The sequence below is a fragment of the Methylopila musalis genome, assembly GCF_042679725.1.
GTDB lineage: Bacteria > Pseudomonadota > Alphaproteobacteria > Rhizobiales > Methylopilaceae > Methylopila > Methylopila musalis.
Window position 1 is genome coordinate 63,649 of sequence record NZ_JBHTMX010000001.1, and the last position, 16,068, is coordinate 79,716.

The 16,068-nt window shown below is 63.2% G+C and carries 16 protein-coding genes; 14 read left to right on the forward strand and 2 right to left on the reverse strand.

Annotation, left to right across the window (positions count from 1 at the left end; translation table 11 throughout):
• Window positions 1–15: 15 nt before the first annotated feature.
• Window positions 16–2,007 carry a conjugal transfer protein TraG gene (locus ACFQ4O_RS00330; protein WP_378773575.1) on the forward strand — a complete coding sequence of 664 codons (1,992 nt, stop codon included), beginning with the start codon at window positions 16–18 and terminating at the stop codon, window positions 2,005–2,007.
• A gap of 4 nt (window positions 2,008–2,011) precedes the next feature.
• Entirely contained in the window at window positions 2,012–2,461 is a 450-nt protein-coding gene (locus ACFQ4O_RS00335) for a CopG family transcriptional regulator (RefSeq protein WP_378773576.1), read from the forward strand.
• Between the two features lie 295 nt (window positions 2,462–2,756).
• On the opposite strand, the gene ACFQ4O_RS00340 is transcribed toward ACFQ4O_RS00335, so the two are convergent.
• On the reverse strand, window positions 2,757–3,419 hold the full coding sequence (locus ACFQ4O_RS00340; RefSeq protein WP_378773577.1) for an NAD(P)-dependent oxidoreductase: 663 nt from the start codon (window positions 3,417–3,419) through the stop codon (window positions 2,757–2,759).
• Between the two features lie 161 nt (window positions 3,420–3,580).
• Between ACFQ4O_RS00340 and ACFQ4O_RS00345 the strand changes: the two genes are divergently transcribed.
• Window positions 3,581–3,973: a winged helix-turn-helix transcriptional regulator gene (locus ACFQ4O_RS00345; protein WP_378773579.1), complete on the forward strand. Its 393-nt coding sequence runs from the start codon at window positions 3,581–3,583 to the stop codon at window positions 3,971–3,973.
• A 252-nt stretch (window positions 3,974–4,225) separates the two neighbouring features.
• Here the strand turns inward: ACFQ4O_RS00345 and ACFQ4O_RS00350 are convergent, their stop codons facing one another.
• Window positions 4,226–5,467, reverse strand: a complete 1,242-nt coding sequence (locus ACFQ4O_RS00350; protein ID WP_378773580.1) for an alpha/beta hydrolase family protein — start codon at window positions 5,465–5,467, stop codon at window positions 4,226–4,228.
• A gap of 250 nt (window positions 5,468–5,717) precedes the next feature.
• Here ACFQ4O_RS00350 and ACFQ4O_RS00355 point away from each other — a divergent pair, with 250 nt between their 5' ends.
• The 11 genes from ACFQ4O_RS00355 (at window position 5,718) to ACFQ4O_RS00405 (ending at window position 16,068) form a co-directional block, all read left to right on the forward strand.
• Window positions 5,718–6,365 (forward strand): helix-turn-helix domain-containing protein, encoded by a 648-nt coding sequence (locus ACFQ4O_RS00355; RefSeq protein ID WP_378773581.1) that lies wholly within the window; start codon window positions 5,718–5,720, stop codon window positions 6,363–6,365.
• A 355-nt stretch (window positions 6,366–6,720) separates the two neighbouring features.
• Window positions 6,721–7,704, forward strand: a complete 984-nt coding sequence (gene trbB, locus ACFQ4O_RS00360) for a P-type conjugative transfer ATPase TrbB (RefSeq protein WP_378773582.1) — start codon at window positions 6,721–6,723, stop codon at window positions 7,702–7,704.
• Window positions 7,701–8,033, forward strand: coding sequence for a TrbC/VirB2 family protein (locus tag ACFQ4O_RS00365; protein ID WP_378773584.1), 333 nt, complete (start codon window positions 7,701–7,703; stop codon window positions 8,031–8,033). The genes trbB and ACFQ4O_RS00365 overlap by 4 nt, the downstream gene beginning before the upstream one ends.
• A complete protein-coding gene (locus ACFQ4O_RS00370; RefSeq protein ID WP_378773586.1) occupies window positions 8,033–8,314 on the forward strand; it encodes a VirB3 family type IV secretion system protein in 282 nt (93 codons plus the stop codon). The genes ACFQ4O_RS00365 and ACFQ4O_RS00370 overlap by 1 nt, the downstream gene beginning before the upstream one ends.
• A gap of 14 nt (window positions 8,315–8,328) precedes the next feature.
• The gene (gene trbE / locus ACFQ4O_RS00375; RefSeq protein WP_378773588.1) at window positions 8,329–10,779 is read left to right on the forward strand and encodes a conjugal transfer protein TrbE; all 2,451 of its coding nucleotides are present in this window, start codon (window positions 8,329–8,331) and stop codon (window positions 10,777–10,779) included.
• A 5-nt stretch (window positions 10,780–10,784) separates the two neighbouring features.
• Window positions 10,785–11,564, forward strand: a complete 780-nt coding sequence (trbJ, locus tag ACFQ4O_RS00380; RefSeq protein ID WP_047167729.1) for a P-type conjugative transfer protein TrbJ — start codon at window positions 10,785–10,787, stop codon at window positions 11,562–11,564.
• Window positions 11,565–11,574: 10 nt separating this feature from the next.
• A complete protein-coding gene (gene trbK-alt, locus ACFQ4O_RS00385; protein ID WP_378773590.1) occupies window positions 11,575–11,859 on the forward strand; it encodes a putative entry exclusion protein TrbK-alt in 285 nt (94 codons plus the stop codon).
• A gap of 3 nt (window positions 11,860–11,862) precedes the next feature.
• Window positions 11,863–13,224 carry a P-type conjugative transfer protein TrbL gene (trbL, locus tag ACFQ4O_RS00390; RefSeq protein WP_378773591.1) on the forward strand — a complete coding sequence of 454 codons (1,362 nt, stop codon included), beginning with the start codon at window positions 11,863–11,865 and terminating at the stop codon, window positions 13,222–13,224.
• Complete coding sequence (trbF, locus tag ACFQ4O_RS00395) at window positions 13,221–13,910, forward strand: conjugal transfer protein TrbF (RefSeq protein ID WP_378773593.1); 690 nt, start codon at window positions 13,221–13,223, stop codon at window positions 13,908–13,910. Before trbL ends, trbF begins: the two co-directional genes overlap by 4 nt.
• Window positions 13,907–14,887 (forward strand): P-type conjugative transfer protein TrbG, encoded by a 981-nt coding sequence (gene trbG, locus ACFQ4O_RS00400; RefSeq protein ID WP_378773594.1) that lies wholly within the window; start codon window positions 13,907–13,909, stop codon window positions 14,885–14,887. Before trbF ends, trbG begins: the two co-directional genes overlap by 4 nt.
• Window positions 14,884–16,068 carry a TrbI/VirB10 family protein gene (locus ACFQ4O_RS00405; protein WP_378773596.1) on the forward strand — a complete coding sequence of 395 codons (1,185 nt, stop codon included), beginning with the start codon at window positions 14,884–14,886 and terminating at the stop codon, window positions 16,066–16,068. Before trbG ends, ACFQ4O_RS00405 begins: the two co-directional genes overlap by 4 nt.

Below are 16,068 nucleotides of genomic sequence, written 5' to 3' on the forward strand. Positions count from 1 at the left end.
GAAAGGACCGCAGCAATGTCCGCGACCAAAATCCTGTGGGGCCAGATCGCCGTCGTCTTCCTCATCGTACTACTCACCACCTGGGCGGCGACGCAATATGTCGCATGGAGCCTCGGCTTTCAGGCGCAGCTCGGCGCGCCCTGGTTCTCCCTGTTCGGCCTACCGATCTACTATCCGCCGGCGTTCTTCTGGTGGTGGTATTTCTACGACGCCTACGCGCCGGAGGTCTTCGCCAAGGGCGGGATGATCTCGGCGTCGGGCGGCTTCATCGCCATAGCCGTCGCCATCGGCATGTCGGTCTGGCGCGCCCGCGAAGCAAAAAGCGCGGCGACCTACGGCTCCGCCCGCTGGGCCGGAAAGGACGAGGTGAAAGCCGCGGGCCTGCTCAGTCCCGACGGTGTCGTGCTTGGCCGCTATGATCGCGACTATCTCCGTCACGACGGCCCCGAGCATGTGCTTTGCTTCGCCCCGACCCGATCGGGCAAGGGCGTCGGCTTGGTCGTGCCCTCCCTGTTGACCTGGCCGGGCTCGGCCATCGTCCACGACATCAAAGGGGAAAACTGGCAGCTCACCGCCGGTTTTCGCGCCCGGCATGGCCGCGTTCTGCTGTTCGACCCGACCAACCCCAAATCGTCGGCCTACAATCCGCTGCTCGAGGTGCGCCGCGGCGAATGGGAAGTCCGCGACGTCCAGAACATCGCCGACATCCTGGTCGATCCCGAAGGCTCGCTCGAAAAGCGGAACCATTGGGAGAAGACCAGTCATGCCCTGCTGGTCGGCGCCATCCTGCATGTCCTCTACGCCGAAGACGACAAGACATTGGCCGGCGTCGCCGCTTTCCTGTCAGATCCAAAGCGCCCGATCGAGTCGACGCTTGCCGCGATGATGAAGACCAGCCACCTCGGCGAGGCAGGGCCGCACCCCGTCATCGCCAGCGCCGCGCGCGAGCTGCTCAACAAATCGGACAACGAACGCTCGGGCGTGCTCTCCACCGCCATGTCGTTTCTCGGCCTCTACCGTGACCCTGTCGTCGCCGAGGTGACACGGCGCTGCGACTGGCGGATCAGCGACATGGTGGGCGGCAAGCTCCCGACCACGCTCTACCTCGTCGTGCCGCCGTCCGACATCAACCGCACCAAGCCGTTGATACGCCTGATCCTCAATCAGGTCGGCCGCCGTCTCACCGAGGATCTGCAAGCGAAGGCCGGGCGGCATCGCCTGCTGCTCATGCTCGACGAGTTTCCCGCCCTCGGCCGCCTCGATTTCTTCGAGTCCGCGCTGGCCTTCATGGCGGGCTACGGCCTCAAGAGCTTTCTGATCGCTCAATCGCTGAACCAGATCGAGAAGGCTTACGGCCCGAACAACTCGATCCTCGACAACTGCCATGTGCGCGTTTCCTTTGCGACGAACGACGAAAGGACCGCGAAGCGGGTCAGCGACGCGCTCGGAACCGCGACCGAGATGAAGGCGATGAAGAACTACGCCGGGCATCGGCTCTCGCCCTGGCTCGGCCATTTGATGGTGTCGCGCTCGGAGACCGCGCGACAGCTCCTGACACCAGGCGAGATCATGCAGCTCCCGCCGACCGACGAGATCGTCATGGTCGCCGGGACGCCGCCGATCCGGGCGAAGAAGGCGCGCTACTATGAAGATGCCCGCTTCAAGGAACGCATCATGTCACCGCCGGGGCTGGCGCGGCCTGCTGAAGGTCGGCCCGACGATTGGAGCAAGCTGCCGATCCCCGCGCGCCCGGACATGACCGAAAACGCTGCGCCAACGACCAGCGGTGACGGTGAAGAGGATTCCACCGAGTCCGAACGTCGGCATCAGCCCGAACTCAACCGGGTGAAGCCCATCGAAAAGAAGGCGCCGATCGACAATGAGTTTGAGATCGATTTGCCTGACGACACAGAGGACGACGCCGCGCGCAACCAGCGGCTGACCCGCGTCATGCGCGGCGTTGCCCGCCAGGTCTCGCTCGATCCCAATGACGGCATGGAGCTGTAGCACCATGCCCGGACGCAAGAGGAAGGTGCCGATTTCCGTCTATCTCGCCCCCGACATCATGGCGACGCTATCGGACTATGCAGGCCGACGCGAACAACCGCTCTCCCTGATCGCAGAGGCCGCCATCGCGTCCTTCCTGTCGCCGGACGACGCGGAGCGGCGTGAAGCCGTGGTCGCCAAACGCCTCGACCAGATCGATCGCCGTCTCAACCGCATGGAGCGCGACATCGGGATCTCCGTCGAAACCATGGCCGTATTCATCCGGTTCTGGCTCAACACGACGCCGGCGCTGCCCGAGCCCGCAGCCCAGGCAGCGCGCGCCATGGTCGGGAAGCGCTACGAGGCGTTCATCGCGGCCCTTGGACGGCGCTTGGCCCAGGGACCGAAACTTCGGCAGGAGATCGTTGAAGATGTCGGCGAGTCGCCGGGCAGAGAGGCAATGAGCGATTCATAAATCACACCGCGCACACAAATTGGCCGATTGCCCGAGAGGCGGTTTTCGACCCCATCGAAGACGTTCGTTACCGGTTCGCTAAAACCTGAAAGCGGCCGTTCGCCTTTGAAGCACCCATCCTACGGCGTTCGCGTATCGGGTCGGCGCACTACCCCACTGCCACATCTGAAAATGTAGTTGCGCCGGGTGCGTTCGTTGGAAAGGTTCATGCCTCTGATTGGTCGCGATTCCAGCAAATGTAGGGCACGTTTGCTGGAATCGCTCCGTTGCGTGGGCAATTATCCTGCTGCGCTGATCAATAGGCAACGCCGATCTGGGCACGATGTCGGGTGGGGTTCTCGATCTCATCGACCACGGCACGCGCATAATCAACGCCGCTGATCGCCGATTTGCCGCTTTCGTCAAACAGCGCGACATCATCTCCTATGCGGTAGCGCCCGAGGTCTTCGCCCGGCGACCAGGCCGAAAATTCGAGGCCAGGAGAAACAAACAGCCAATCGAGACCGGAAGTATCGGCCAGCAAATCGTTCAGCACATCGAGATTTTCCTGTGCTTCCGCTACGACCTCGGCAGGCACTTCGCTTGGCAGTCCTTCGCTATCGAGAATGCGAGGACCACCTGCCGTGCGACGCAGGCACGAGAACCCGCCGACAAGCACAAGGCGCGCACCTGCATCGGCCGATTGACGTGCCAGTTGGCCATAAGCGGCCCGCAATGTGCCAGCATTTTCGGCACGTGGGGAAAGAGCGCCCACCACCACATCGGCACCGGCAACAGAAGCGCCCGCCTGCGCAACCGGCGAAGCGACATAATTTACGTTTGCGATTGGCTCCGCAGTGCCATTGCGGCTGACCACGGTGACCTTATGTCCACGTGCCACTGCTTCCCGCGCGATGGCCGAACCGGCATAGCCAGTGCCGCCGATGATGGTGATGTTTTTGGTGTTTGTTGTCGTCATTGAAAGATCCTTCCTGTTGCGACCATAATGCGGAGCTTAGGTATGATTTGCGGATATGGTCTATATTTGTTACCGATAGCTAGGCGCGGACCAAACAGTTCGCAAGAAGGAATGTTTTTATGATCAGGTCACTTGAAAATGACCATTGGTAGATACCGGCGATGAACACTCGTTTGGGAATCCTGCCGCCCGGCGGCGCCAATTTCAGCCAGCCTTGTGTCGTGCGCGATGTACTCGACCGCGTCGGCGATCAATGGAGTTTGTTAGTTCTTGCCCATCTTGGAGAACAGTCGATGCGGTTCAACGCCCTGCACCGCGCCATCGGCGATATTTCAAAACAAGTACTGTCACGTACACTACGGAAACTTGAGGAGGACGGACTCGTAACCAGAACCGTCCACGCCTCCACACCACCCCGCGTAGACTATGCGCTGAGCGCAATGGGACAATCTTTCCTGACCCCGCTCAAGACCCTGATGGACTGGGCCGATGACCATCATCTTGCCATCCTCGATGCGCGTGCGAATTTTCAGGCCACGCGCACGGACGATTGAAGCGCGATTAGGTCCCGGTTGATGATGGTAGCTGGGTGGGCTTGGCCTCGCACGTCCGACAATCGTTGGGCCCTATTGAGGGCTGTTGATTAGAAGGGCGGTGGGACGAAGGCACGGTTCGACCCCATTTCGGACCTGCCGACGTGAACCTTGAACTCCAAAAAGCAGCCACAGCCGCTTAAATTTTGTGGCACTTTCTACGAAGAAAGTTTCTGCGCTCACCACCTTTGAGGCGATGAGCGCAGGACGTTCCTATTCGGACAGCGTATCGAACCAGATTTTCCACTCCGGCACCGCCTTGGCATAAGTGCCGCGATGATCGGTTTCGCCTGTCGAGATTGCTTCGACAATGTTGTTACCGGAGCCCAGGCTCTGCTGATAGGTCATCGCCAGACGTGCAACGCCGACCGGGATTGCCTCATCGGTATCGCCATAATAGTTGCGCATTGGAACCGTGATGACGCGACGATAGGCCTGTGTGTCGGCCATCAGTCGACCATAAGTCGAGCTTTTGAAGTAGTTCGGCTCGAAATATTCTGGACGCAGCAAGTCCTCAAGCGTTGTCGGAACATCGGCGACATCGAAAGGCTCTCGCATATAGGCTGCGCGGGCAACCTCATAATGCTCCGGCTTGATCAGCGAGGCAGCGAGACCCGGGACATTATAATAGTTCTCGAAGGCGAATGAGGAGAGGATGAAGGTTGTGCCAATCCAGGCCGCGTCGATTTCTCGCGGAAAATAGAGAATGCCGTTCATCTCGGCAGCGAGATCGATTGGCGCGGAAGCTGTGGCGGCAGCGGCCACCGGAACGCCAATTTCCTCAAGCTTTTCAAGCAAGGCCGTGGTGACAAAACCACCCTGCGACCAGCCAGCAAGAAAAAGATCATCCGTGGCAAAGCCAAGCTCTTTGATGATCGGCTGCGCGGCAAAAAGCATGTCAACGGTTGCCTGCTGGTGGCTGGCCTTGACCATGTAGCCTTCTGGCTCGCTTGAAGTGCCCATGCCGAAATAGTCGGCACCGATAACGATATAGCCCTGCGCGGCGAACTGGGCGATCATCAACTGGGTTTCGGGAGAGTGCTCGGGGGTCGAGGGCACCTCTTCTTTGCCGTACACGGTGCCGTGCTGATAGGACACTAGCGGCAGCGTTGTCGCTGCCACGTCGGGAATAGCAATCAGGCCGGAGGTTCGGATGGGTCGGTTGCCCTGTTCAGGCACGACCGAGTCATAGCTGACGCGATAGAGGCGAACCGCATTCTGGGCGGGCGTATAGGCAACGTCGATCCCAGCGAATTTTGGGAAATCCTGCGACAGGATCGAATTGAGTTTTTCGACGCTCCATGTGTCGAAAAGTTCAAATTCGAGGCCGGCCAGAGGCAGGCTCTGGATTGCCTGTTGAGCATGCGCGGTGGCCACACAGAGCGACGTCACGCCCACAGACAATGCAAGAGCAACCGAGACAGCCCGAAGGGATGTGAGGATTTGGGTTTTCAAGGCGAGCTTTCCTTTCGTAACGCGCGCAAGAGCGCGAATGCGATAGCGGCCGGAATTTGCAGGGGTCGTTTGGCAGCGATCAGCGCAACGCTAGGAAAGGAGAGCGAATACCTCTAGGTATATAAAATACGCAATAAAAGTGGCGCAGTTTCATTGGAAATTAACACACACCTGCCGTCCTTGTGTTCAAGATGACACGCCGAATGATGCCACTTCGTAGTTCGTTGCTGCCTATGGGTAGGATTATTATTTGACCGAGGCCCATCAAGATCAAGTCGGGCCAGCTGCAAACGCCCTGGGAGGGCAACTGCGAAGCTGGCGGCGGATGAACAATATGAAGCAAGCAGGCCTGGCGTCTCTGCTTGGCGTGTCCCAGCCCACCATAGCGCGCTGGGAGCAGGGGCTGGATGTGCCCTCGCAGGAACGCATGTCTCAGATTATTGATCTGATGGCAGGAACATTGCGCGACGAATATGCGCTGGAGCGACTGCTCATCGAGCGACAATCGTCCATTCGCGCCTTGATGGATATGGACGGCATGAAGCTGAACACGGTGTCGGCTGGTTATCGCCAGCTTTGGCCCGAATTTTCGGCCATGACTGAGGTGCCATTAGCCGACGACCTCATCAATGAGATGCGTGTGCTTCTCGATGACAGGGATCTCATGCACCGTATAAATAGAGGATCTGTCGGTCTGATTTCAGGCGTAAGCGATCGGCATTTTGAATTCAAAATGGATCAGGCTTTCCGTCATCGCTGGCATATTTGCTTCCGTCGTTATGGAACGGGTTTTTATGCCGACATCGCTTTCGAGCTTTGCAACTCAGATGCCGATCCCGGCATCCATGATCGCGTGGAGTTCGACACTTTCGGCAGCGTTAGAAGCGATAGCGCCTAGCATGGCTGGACGCAGGACGAGCAGCGGCGCTTAAATCTCGTCGTCTACGATATAGAAAAACTGTAAAGTCAGCTTTGTCATCATTTGGTTCAAAACCTGCCAGTCCCCTTCCCACCAATCCCTGTCATTGAGCATCTATCAAAGCTGGATACGAGCAGGTGCTCATTCAGAGCTGAATCTTATCACTCGGCTAAGATGGTACTGAGCCGAGATCTCGTGCCCCCGCCGTTCTCCTGTATTTGCACGCTACGCTACTACGACGACCGATACTTGTTGAACCGGCCCGATTCCGGGTTCCTTTAATCACCCCGATCCGGGGAGCGTCTGTTTTGCCCCGTCAGGAAGCGGGGCAGAAATGACCACAACCAGCCAGAAGCCGGAGGCGTTCGCGCGTGGCGCGCGGATGCTGCGCACGGCGCTCGGTTCGACCATCACCCATCTGCTCGAAGACCCTTCCGTCGTCGAGGTGATGTTGAATCCGGACGGTCGCCTGTGGGTAGATCGGTTGTCGGAGGGCCTCGCCGATACGGGGGAGCGGCTGTCCGCCGCCGATGGCGAACGCATCGTCCGCCTCGTCGCACACCATGTCGGCGCCGAAGTCCATCCACGCAGTCCACGTGTCTCGGCCGAATTACCCGAGACCGGCGAGCGGTTCGAGGGCCTGTTGCCGCCCGTCGTCGCCGCGCCGGCCTTCGCCATCCGAAAGCCCGCCGTCGCGGTCTTCACGCTCGATGACTATGTGGCGGCCGGAATCATGAATGCCGACCAAGCCGCGACGCTGCGCGCCGCAGTCGACTCGCGCGCCAACATTCTCGTCGCGGGCGGCACCTCGACCGGCAAGACCACGCTCACCAATGCGCTGCTCGTCGAGGTCGCGAAATCATCCGATCGCGTCGTCATCATCGAGGACACGCGCGAACTGCAATGCGCCGCGCCCAACCTCGTCGCTATGCGAACCAAGGATGGCGTCGCGACGCTTTCCGAGTTGGTCCGATCCTCCCTGCGCCTGCGCCCCGATCGCATTCCCATCGGCGAGGTGCGCGGCTCCGAGGCTCTCGATCTCCTCAAGGCATGGGGAACCGGCCACCCCGGCGGCATCGGCACGATCCACGCCGGGAGCGGCATCGGCGCGCTGCGTCGCCTTGAACAACTCATCCAGGAGGCCGTCGTCACGGTCCCGCGCGCCCTGATCGCCGAGACCATCGATCTCGTTGCTGTCCTCTCCGGTCGCGGCTCCGCGCGCCGGCTCGCCGAACTCGCCCGTGTCGAAGGGCTCGGCCCGGACGGCGACTACGCCATCACCCCCGCAACCCTTGACCGCACAGGAGCGCCAACATGATCCGCACCACCATGCGCGTTCGCCGCTATGCCGCGACGGCCGCCACCTTCACCTACATCAATCTCGTCCTGGTTCCCGCCGCCCATGCCTCCGGCTCGTCCATGCCGTGGGAAGCACCGCTCCAGAAAATCCTCGAATCCATCGAGGGGCCGGTGGCCAAGATCGTCGCTGTCATCATCATCATCGCCACTGGCCTGGCGCTGGCGTTCGGTGACACCTCCGGCGGCTTCCGGAAGCTGATCCAGATCGTCTTCGGCCTCAGCATCGCGTTTGCGGCGTCGAGCTTCTTCCTGTCGTTCTTCTCATTCGGCGGCGGGGCGCTCGTCTGATGGCGGCGGCGTTCGAACAACTCGACGCGGTGCCGCGTTTCACCGTCCCGGTTCACCGGGCGCTGACCGAGCACATTCTGCTCGGCGGCGCACCGCGCGCGCTCGCCATCCTGAACGGCACGCTGGCCGGAGCCGTGGGCCTCGGCCTGCGCCTCTGGCTCGTGGGTCTGCTGATCTGGGCCGTTGGCCATATCGCAGCCGTGTGGGCTGCAAAGCGCGATCCGCTCTTCGTCGAGGTCGGCCGCCGCCACCTGCGCATCCCCGCTCATCTGTCCGTCTGAGGAGGCGCATCGCCATGATGAATCTTGCCGAATATCGCCGCACCGCAACCCGCCTCGCTGACTATCTGCCCTGGGTCGCGCTCGTCGCCGAGGGCGTCGTGCTCAACAAGGATGGCAGCTTTCAGCGCACAGCCCGCTTCCGCGGCCCTGATCTGGACTCCGCGGTCGCCGCCGAGCTGGTCGCCGTCGCCGGGCGGCTCAACAACGCTTTCCGCCGTCTCGGATCAGGTTGGGCCATCTTCGTCGAAGCGCAACGGCACGAGGCGTCGATCTATCCGGCAGACCTGTTTCCCGACGCAGCCGCGGCGCTCCTCGATGCCGAGCGCAAAGCCGATTTCGAGGAGGCCGGCGCGCATTACGTCTCCGGCTACTATCTCACCATCACCTATCTGCCGCCGGCCGAGGACGCCGCGCGCACCGAAGCCTGGCTCTATGAAGGCCGCGAACGCGCTGGCATCGATCCGAAGGAAATCCTGAACACCTTTGTCGACCGCACCGATCGCGTGCTGGCGCTGCTCGACGGCTTTATGCCGGAATGCCAGTGGCTCGATAGCAGCGAGACGCTGACCTATCTCCATTCGACCGTCTCGACCAAACGGCACCGCGTCCGTGTGCCCGAAACGCCGGTCTATCTCGACGCGCTGCTCGCCGACCAACCGCTCACCGGCGGCCTGGAGCCGCGTCTCGGAACGGCGCATCTGCGCGTTCTCACCATTGTCGGTTTCCCGACCGCAACCACACCCGGCATCCTCGACGATCTCAATCGGCTCGCCTTTCCCTATCGCTGGTCGACGCGCGCCATCCTGCTCGACAAGACCGACGCGACCAAGCTGCTGACCAAAATCCGCCGCCAATGGTTCGCCAAGCGCAAAAGCATCGCCGCGATCCTGAAAGAGGTGCTGACCAACGAGGCGTCCGCGCTGGTCGATACCGACGCCTCGAACAAAGCGGCGGACGCCGATCTCGCCCTCCAGGAACTCGGCGCTGACTACGCCGGCCAATCCTATGTCACCGCGACGATCGCGGTATGGGACAACGATCCCCGAATTGCCGACGAGAAGCTTCGCCTCGCCGAGAAAGTCATCCAGGGCCGCGACTTCACGGCCATGACTGAAACGATCAATGCCGTCGATGCCTGGCTGGGCTCATTGCCGGGACATGTTTACGCCAACGTGCGCCAGCCCCCGATCTCGACGCTGAATCTCGCCCACATGATCCCGCTCTCGGCGGTGTGGGCGGGGCCGGAACGGGACGAGCATTTCGGAGCGCCCCCCTTGCTGTTCGGCAAGACCGAGGGCTCGACCCCGTTCCGGTTTTCTCTCCATGTCGGCGATGTCGGTCACACGCTCGTCGTCGGCCCGACCGGCGCCGGCAAATCGGTGCTCCTCGCCGTCATGGCCTTGCAGTTCCGGCGCTACGCTGGTGCCCAGGTCTTCGCCTTCGACTTCGGCGGTTCAATCCGCGCCGCCGCGCTCGCCATGGGTGGTGATTGGCACGATCTCGGCGGCGATCTCACCGAGGGCGTGGACTCCTCGGTCTCGCTGCAACCGCTCGCGCGCATTCACGACACGCCCGAACGCGCCTGGGCGGCCGACTGGATCGTCGCCATCCTGATCCGCGAGGGCATCGCGATCACCCCCGAGGTGAAGGAGCACCTTTGGTCGGCGCTAACCTCGCTGGCATCGGCGCCGGTCGAGGAGCGCACGATCACCGGCCTCACGGTGTTGCTCCAATCGAACGACCTGAAGCTGGCGCTGCGACCGTATTGCGTGGGTGGCCCCTATGGGCGGCTACTCGACGCCGAGGCCGAACATCTCGGCTCGGCATCGGTGCAGGCGTTCGAGATCGAGGGACTGGTCGGGACTGGCGCGGCACCCGCCGTCCTCGCCTATCTCTTCCATCGCATCGGCGACCGTCTCGACGGCTCGCCGACGCTGCTCATCATCGACGAGGGCTGGCTCGCACTCGACGACGATGCCTTCTCCGGGCAATTGCGCGAGTGGCTGAAGACGCTGCGCAAGAAAAACGCCAGCGTCATCTTCGCCACGCAGTCGCTGTCCGACATCGACAACAGCAACATCGCCCCGGCCATCATCGAGAGCTGCCCGACAAGGCTCCTCCTGCCGAACGAACGCGCGATCGAGCCGCAGATCACGGAGATCTATCGGCGCTTCGGTCTCAACGACCGCCAGATCGAAATCCTCGCGCGGGCCACGCCCAAGCGCGACTATTACTGCCAGTCGCGGCGCGGCAATCGCCTGTTCGAGCTGGGCCTTTCCGAAGTCGGCCTCGCGCTCGCCGCCACCTCCTCCAAGACCGACCAGTCCGAGATCGCGCGCACCGTCGCCGAGCATGGCCGCGAGGGCTTTCTCGCCGCCTGGCTGCGCCTGCGCGGCGCCGAGTGGGCCGCAGACCTCATCCCTGACCTCACGAACCTCACCCCCCAGCAGTCCGAGAAGGAGTAATGACCATGAATACGCTTCGTTCACGCCCGCGCGCGCTGTCGCTCGCGGCCTTCATCCTGGCGATACCGCTCGCCGCATCGCCGGTGCTGACCGCGCCAGCGCACGCGCAATTCGGCTTCGGCGGTATCGTCTATGACCCTACTAACTACGCCCAGAATGTCCTGACGGCGGCGCGTTCCCTCGAGCAGATCAACAACCAGATCCGCTCGCTTCAGAACGAGGCGCAGAGCCTCATCAACCAAGCCAAGAATCTGGCGAACCTGCCGTACTCGGCGCTCCAGCAGATTCAACAGAACGTCCAGCGCACCCAGCAACTCCTCGGCCAGGCGCAGAACATCGCCTTCGACGTCCAGAACGTCGATCGGATGTTCCAGCAGCAATATGGCAGCGTCTCACTGTCGTCGTCGGACGCCAAGCTCATCACCGACGCTCGCTCGCGCTGGCAGAACACCGTTGGCGGTTTGCAGGACGCCATGCGCATTCAGGCCGGCGTCGTCGGCAATATCGACAGCAATCGCACGCAGATGTCGAACCTCGTCAGCCAGAGTCAAGGCGCGCAGGGTGCGTTGCAGGCGACACAGGCCGGCAATCAGCTTCTCGCGCTGCAATCGCAGCAGCTCTCCGACCTGATCGCGCTGATCTCCGCCAACGGCCGGGCCACGGCGCTGACTGACGCGGAGCGCGCGGCGGCGGCCGATCAAGGCCGGGAGCAGCGCCGCCGCTTCCTCACGCCGGGGGCGGGCTATCAGCCCGGCAACGCGCAGATGTTCGGCAACGGCAACTGAGATCGCGGTCATGGACGGCAAGATGCTGGCCCGGTTGGGCGCCATCGTTTTCGTATCGCTCGCCATCACGGCGACGGCGATCGAGATGACCCGGAAGGACGCGGCCCCTGAAATGGGGCGCGTCCACGCTGTCGAACCCAAGCGCGATGCGCTCCGCGAAGGGCAGCGCCGGTGCCAGCAACTTGGCCAGGCAGCGGCGAGCGATACCGACTGCATGCGCATCTGGGCCGAGAGCCGCGATCGCTTCCTCGGCCGCCCCCCGGCGCCTGCCGTCCCGACAACAGAAGGACGGTGAACCATGGGCGGCGCAGGTGTCATCGACAATTTCCTCGGGGTCTTCACCTCCTACATCAACAGCGGGTTCGGACTGCTCGGCGGCGAGGTCGCGTTCATCGCCACAACGCTGATCGTCATCGATGTGACGCTTGCCGCCCTGTTCTGGAGCTGGGGCGCGGAAGACGACATCATCGCCCGGCTGGTGAAAAAGACGCTCTTCGTCGGCGTCTTCGCCTATCTCATCGGCAACTGGAACAACCTCGCCAAGATCGTCTTCGACTCGTTCGCGGGCCTCGGCCTCAAGGCTTCCGGCACCAGCTTCACCGCACAGGATCTGATGCGACCCGGCAAGGTCGCGCAGACAGGGCTCGACGCCGCGCGCCCCTTGCTCGAATCCATCTCCGACCTGATGGGCTGGATCGCGTTCTTCGAGAACTTCATCCAGATCGCCTGCCTGCTGTTCGCCTGGGCGCTGGTGCTGCTCGCCTTCTTCATCCTCGCGATCCAGCTCTTCGTTACCCTGATCGAATTCAAACTGACGACGCTGGCGGGCTTCGTCCTCATCCCGTTCGGCCTGTTCGGCAAAACCGCCTTCATGGCCGAGCGCGTGCTGGGCAATGTCGTCTCATCCGGCATCAAGGTGCTGGTGCTCGCCGTCATCATCGGCATCGGCTCAACGCTGTTCAGCCAGTTTACGGCAGGCTTCGGCGGCGCAACGCCCACAATCGACGACGCCATGGCGATTGTCCTTGCCGCGCTATCGCTGCTCGGGCTTGGCATCTTCGGTCCGGGCATTGCTGCCGGTCTTGTCAGCGGCGGACCACAACTCGGCGCCGGTGCGGCGGTTGGCACCGGGCTTGCCGTCGGGGGTGCGGCGCTCGCAGCTGGTGGCGCGGCAGGCCTTGCCCTGAAGGGAGGAGCGGCTGCGATGTCCGGCGGTGCGGCCGCCGTGCGGGGCGGGGCGGCAGCGGCAGGCGGAGCCGCCGCGGCCTACAGCGTCGGCTCGCTCGGCCAGTCCGGTGCAGCCGGTGTCGCCTCTGGTCTCGGCGGTGTCGCCCGCGCGGCCGGAGTAGCCGCCGTGTCGCCCCTGAAACGCGCGACGGCGCGCGCCGCCGAAGGCGTCAAGTCCAGCTTCTCCGAAGGTACGAAGGCAGGCTTCGGGGCGACGGGCGGCTCCTCGACCATGAGCACGATACCCGGCTCAGGCTCCGCAGGCGAAGCCGCCGCCGCAGCGCCCCGCGACGGTCCGCCCGACTGGGCCAAGCGCATGAAGCGCCATCAGTCCCTCAGCCACGGAGCCACCCTCGCAGCGCACGCCGTCAAATCCGGCGACAGCCATGGCGGCGGCTCTTCCGTCAATCTCTCCGAAAGTAACCGCTCATGAGCCTCTTCAAACGACCCGCCACCCACTATGGGAAATCGCCCGAACCCGAAACACCCTATCAGCGCGCAGCGCAGGTCTGGGACGATCGCATCGGTTCGGCCCGCGTCCAGGCCAGGAACTGGCGCATCATGGCCTTCGGCTCGCTGCTCCTGTCAGCCGGCTTCGCCGCCGCGCTGGTCTGGCAGTCGGCGCGCGGCACCGTCGTTCCTTGGGTCGTGCAGGTCGATCGACTCGGCCAGGCGCAGTCCGTTGCACCGGCGTCGGCCGACTACCGGCCGACCGATCCGCAAGTGGCCTGGCATCTTGCCCGCTTCATCGAGCAGGTCAGAAGCATCCCGGCCGATCCGATCATCGTGCGCCAGAACTGGCTGCGCGCCTATGACTGGACCACGGATCGCGGCGCCGGTGCGCTCAACGACTATGCCCGCACCAACGATCCCTTCACCAAGGTCGGCAAACAGCAAATCGCCGTCGAAGTTTCGAGCGTCATCCGCGCATCGGCGGATTCCTTCCGCGTGGCCTGGACCGAGAAGCGTTACGAGAATGGCCAGATCGCGGGCACAGAGCGATGGACCGCCATCCTCACCATCGTCATCCAGACGCCGCGCGACGCAGACCGGCTGCGCGCCAATCCGCTCGGCATCTACATCAACGCCATCAACTGGTCGCGGGAGATGTCCCAATGAGCACATCTCTGCGCATGTCCGGCTCTGCGGCTTTCCGTAAGTCCGCCTTGGCGATGATGCTGCTCTCGGCAACGATGCTGGCGGGCTGCGCGACCTTCAAACCACCCACCATCAGCTACGACAGTGACGTGCCGCCGCTCCCAGCCGTGCCAGCGCCGGTCACGGAACAGCCGCCGCGTCCGCTGCACACGCCTCCTGCCTGGACGGTCGCGCATGGTGGAACCGCCGCGAATACGCCGAGCGGCCGCGTGGAAAACGCCAATGCTGCGGCGCGTGTCGAACCGCGACGCGAGGGCTATTATAACGCCATCCAGATCTATCCCTGGAGCGAAGGCGCGCTTTACCAAGTCTATGCCGCGCCCGGCCAGATCACCAACATCGCGCTCGAGCCGGGCGAAAGCCTGACCGGCGCAGGTCCAATCGCCGCCGGTGACACCGCCCGCTGGATCATCGGTGATACCGAAAGCGGTTCCGGCCTCTCGCGCCGCGTCCACATCCTCGTCAAACCGACGCGCCCCGACATCACCACGAACCTGGTCATCACGACCGACCGCCGCATCTACATGCTTGAGCTGAGGGCGGAGGCGAAACCCTATATGCCGGCCGTTGCATGGGCTTATCCCGCGCTACCGGCATCGCAGCGCGGAACGGTCCCTGCGACGCCTATCATTCCCGCTGCCGCCGCGCGTCACTACCGCTACGGCCTCACCGGCGACACGCCGCCCTGGCGGCCGGTCGCCGTCTATGACGACGGCAGGCGTGTGTATGTCGAATTTCCACGCGGCATCGCTCAAGGCGAGATGCCGCCGATCTTCGTCCTCGGCACCGACGGCGAGCCGCAGCTCGTCAACAGCCGCATCTACCAAAACATCCTGATCGTTGACCGCATCTTCGGAGCCGCCGAACTGCGCCTCGGCAGCGGCAAGCAGCAGCAGACCGTCAGGATCGTGCGAACTGATGGGAAATCTGCATCATGAGCGACACCGACCACGACAATGCCGAACCGCTAGATCAATCGACTCCCGCCGTCGATACGTCATCATCCATGCGTCTGCGGGCGGAACCTCCGCGTGTCACCCGGCTGTCGCGCAAAGTGCTCGCCGGCGTCGCCGCAGTTGCCCTCGTCGGCATCGGCGGCTCTCTCATCTACGCGCTCCAGACCCGCGATCCCGGCAAGAACGCCGACGAACTCTATTCAACCGACAACCGCACCACGGCCGACGGCCTGGCTGGCCTGCCACGCGATTACACCGGCCCGGTCCTCGGCCCGGCGCTGCCTGGAGACCTCGGCCGCCCGATCGTCAGCGCGCAAAATCAGGGGCATCCTGTCGTGCCGCCCGCCATGGCGGCGACGGGGCCTGATCCAGAGGAGCAACGTCGCCTCGCCGAATTGGAGGCCGCCCGCACCAGCCGCGTGTTTTTCCAAGCCGGTCCGGCCGCAACGTCGGCGGCCGCTGGCCCGAATGTCCCGGGATTTACCGGCGTGGGAGCTGGCACACAACCAGGTGCCGAGACGGCTCAAGATCGACAACTCGCATTCCTCAGTGCTCCCGTCGACCGCCGCACCACTGCGGCCGACCGCATCATGGCGCCAGCATCGCCCTATGTCCTCCAGGCGGGCGCGGTCATCTCGGCCGCCCTCATCACCGGCATCCGCTCCGATCTTCCTGGACAAGTCACCGCGCAGGTGACGGAGAACATCTACGATAGCCCGACCGGCCGCATCCTCGTCATCCCACAGGGCGCCCGGATCATCGGCCAGTACGACAATAGCGTCCAATACGGGCAGAGCCGCGTGCTTCTCGTCTGGAACAGGCTCATTCTCCCGAACGGCCGATCCATTGTGCTCGAACGCCAGCCCGGCGCCGATACCCAGGGTTATGCCGGTCTGGAAGACGGCGTCGATTACCATTGGTGGGATCTCGCCAAAGCGGCGGGGCTCTCGACGCTTCTGTCAGTCGGGTCCGAGCTTGCCATTGATGACCAGGACCGGCTCCTGCGCGCCATCCGCAATGGCGGCCAGGACACGATCAATGATGCTGGTCAGCAGATCGTTCGGCGCCAGCTCAACGTCGCGCCGACGCTGACGATCCGGCCAGGCTTCCCTGTCCGCGTGATCGTCACCCGCGATCTCGTCCTCGAACCTTACGGAGGCTGA

Excerpts from the sequence above, each read along its gene's own strand:
- ACFQ4O_RS00330 (WP_378773575.1), top strand. The coding sequence starts at position 16 with ATGTCCGCGACCAAAATCCTGTGGGGCCAGATCGCCGTCGTCTTCCTC.
- ACFQ4O_RS00335 (WP_378773576.1), top strand. The coding sequence starts at position 2,012 with ATGCCCGGACGCAAGAGGAAGGTGCCGATTTCCGTCTATCTCGCCCCC.
- ACFQ4O_RS00340 (WP_378773577.1), bottom strand. The coding sequence starts at position 3,419 with ATGACGACAACAAACACCAAAAACATCACCATCATCGGCGGCACTGGC.
- ACFQ4O_RS00345 (WP_378773579.1), top strand. The coding sequence starts at position 3,581 with ATGAACACTCGTTTGGGAATCCTGCCGCCCGGCGGCGCCAATTTCAGC.
- trbB (WP_378773582.1), top strand. The coding sequence starts at position 6,721 with ATGACCACAACCAGCCAGAAGCCGGAGGCGTTCGCGCGTGGCGCGCGG.
- ACFQ4O_RS00365 (WP_378773584.1), top strand. The coding sequence starts at position 7,701 with ATGATCCGCACCACCATGCGCGTTCGCCGCTATGCCGCGACGGCCGCC.
- ACFQ4O_RS00370 (WP_378773586.1), top strand. The coding sequence starts at position 8,033 with ATGGCGGCGGCGTTCGAACAACTCGACGCGGTGCCGCGTTTCACCGTC.
- trbE (WP_378773588.1), top strand. The coding sequence starts at position 8,329 with ATGATGAATCTTGCCGAATATCGCCGCACCGCAACCCGCCTCGCTGAC.
- trbJ (WP_047167729.1), top strand. The coding sequence starts at position 10,785 with ATGAATACGCTTCGTTCACGCCCGCGCGCGCTGTCGCTCGCGGCCTTC.
- trbK-alt (WP_378773590.1), top strand. The coding sequence starts at position 11,575 with ATGGACGGCAAGATGCTGGCCCGGTTGGGCGCCATCGTTTTCGTATCG.
- trbL (WP_378773591.1), top strand. The coding sequence starts at position 11,863 with ATGGGCGGCGCAGGTGTCATCGACAATTTCCTCGGGGTCTTCACCTCC.
- trbF (WP_378773593.1), top strand. The coding sequence starts at position 13,221 with ATGAGCCTCTTCAAACGACCCGCCACCCACTATGGGAAATCGCCCGAA.
- trbG (WP_378773594.1), top strand. The coding sequence starts at position 13,907 with ATGAGCACATCTCTGCGCATGTCCGGCTCTGCGGCTTTCCGTAAGTCC.
- ACFQ4O_RS00405 (WP_378773596.1), top strand. The coding sequence starts at position 14,884 with ATGAGCGACACCGACCACGACAATGCCGAACCGCTAGATCAATCGACT.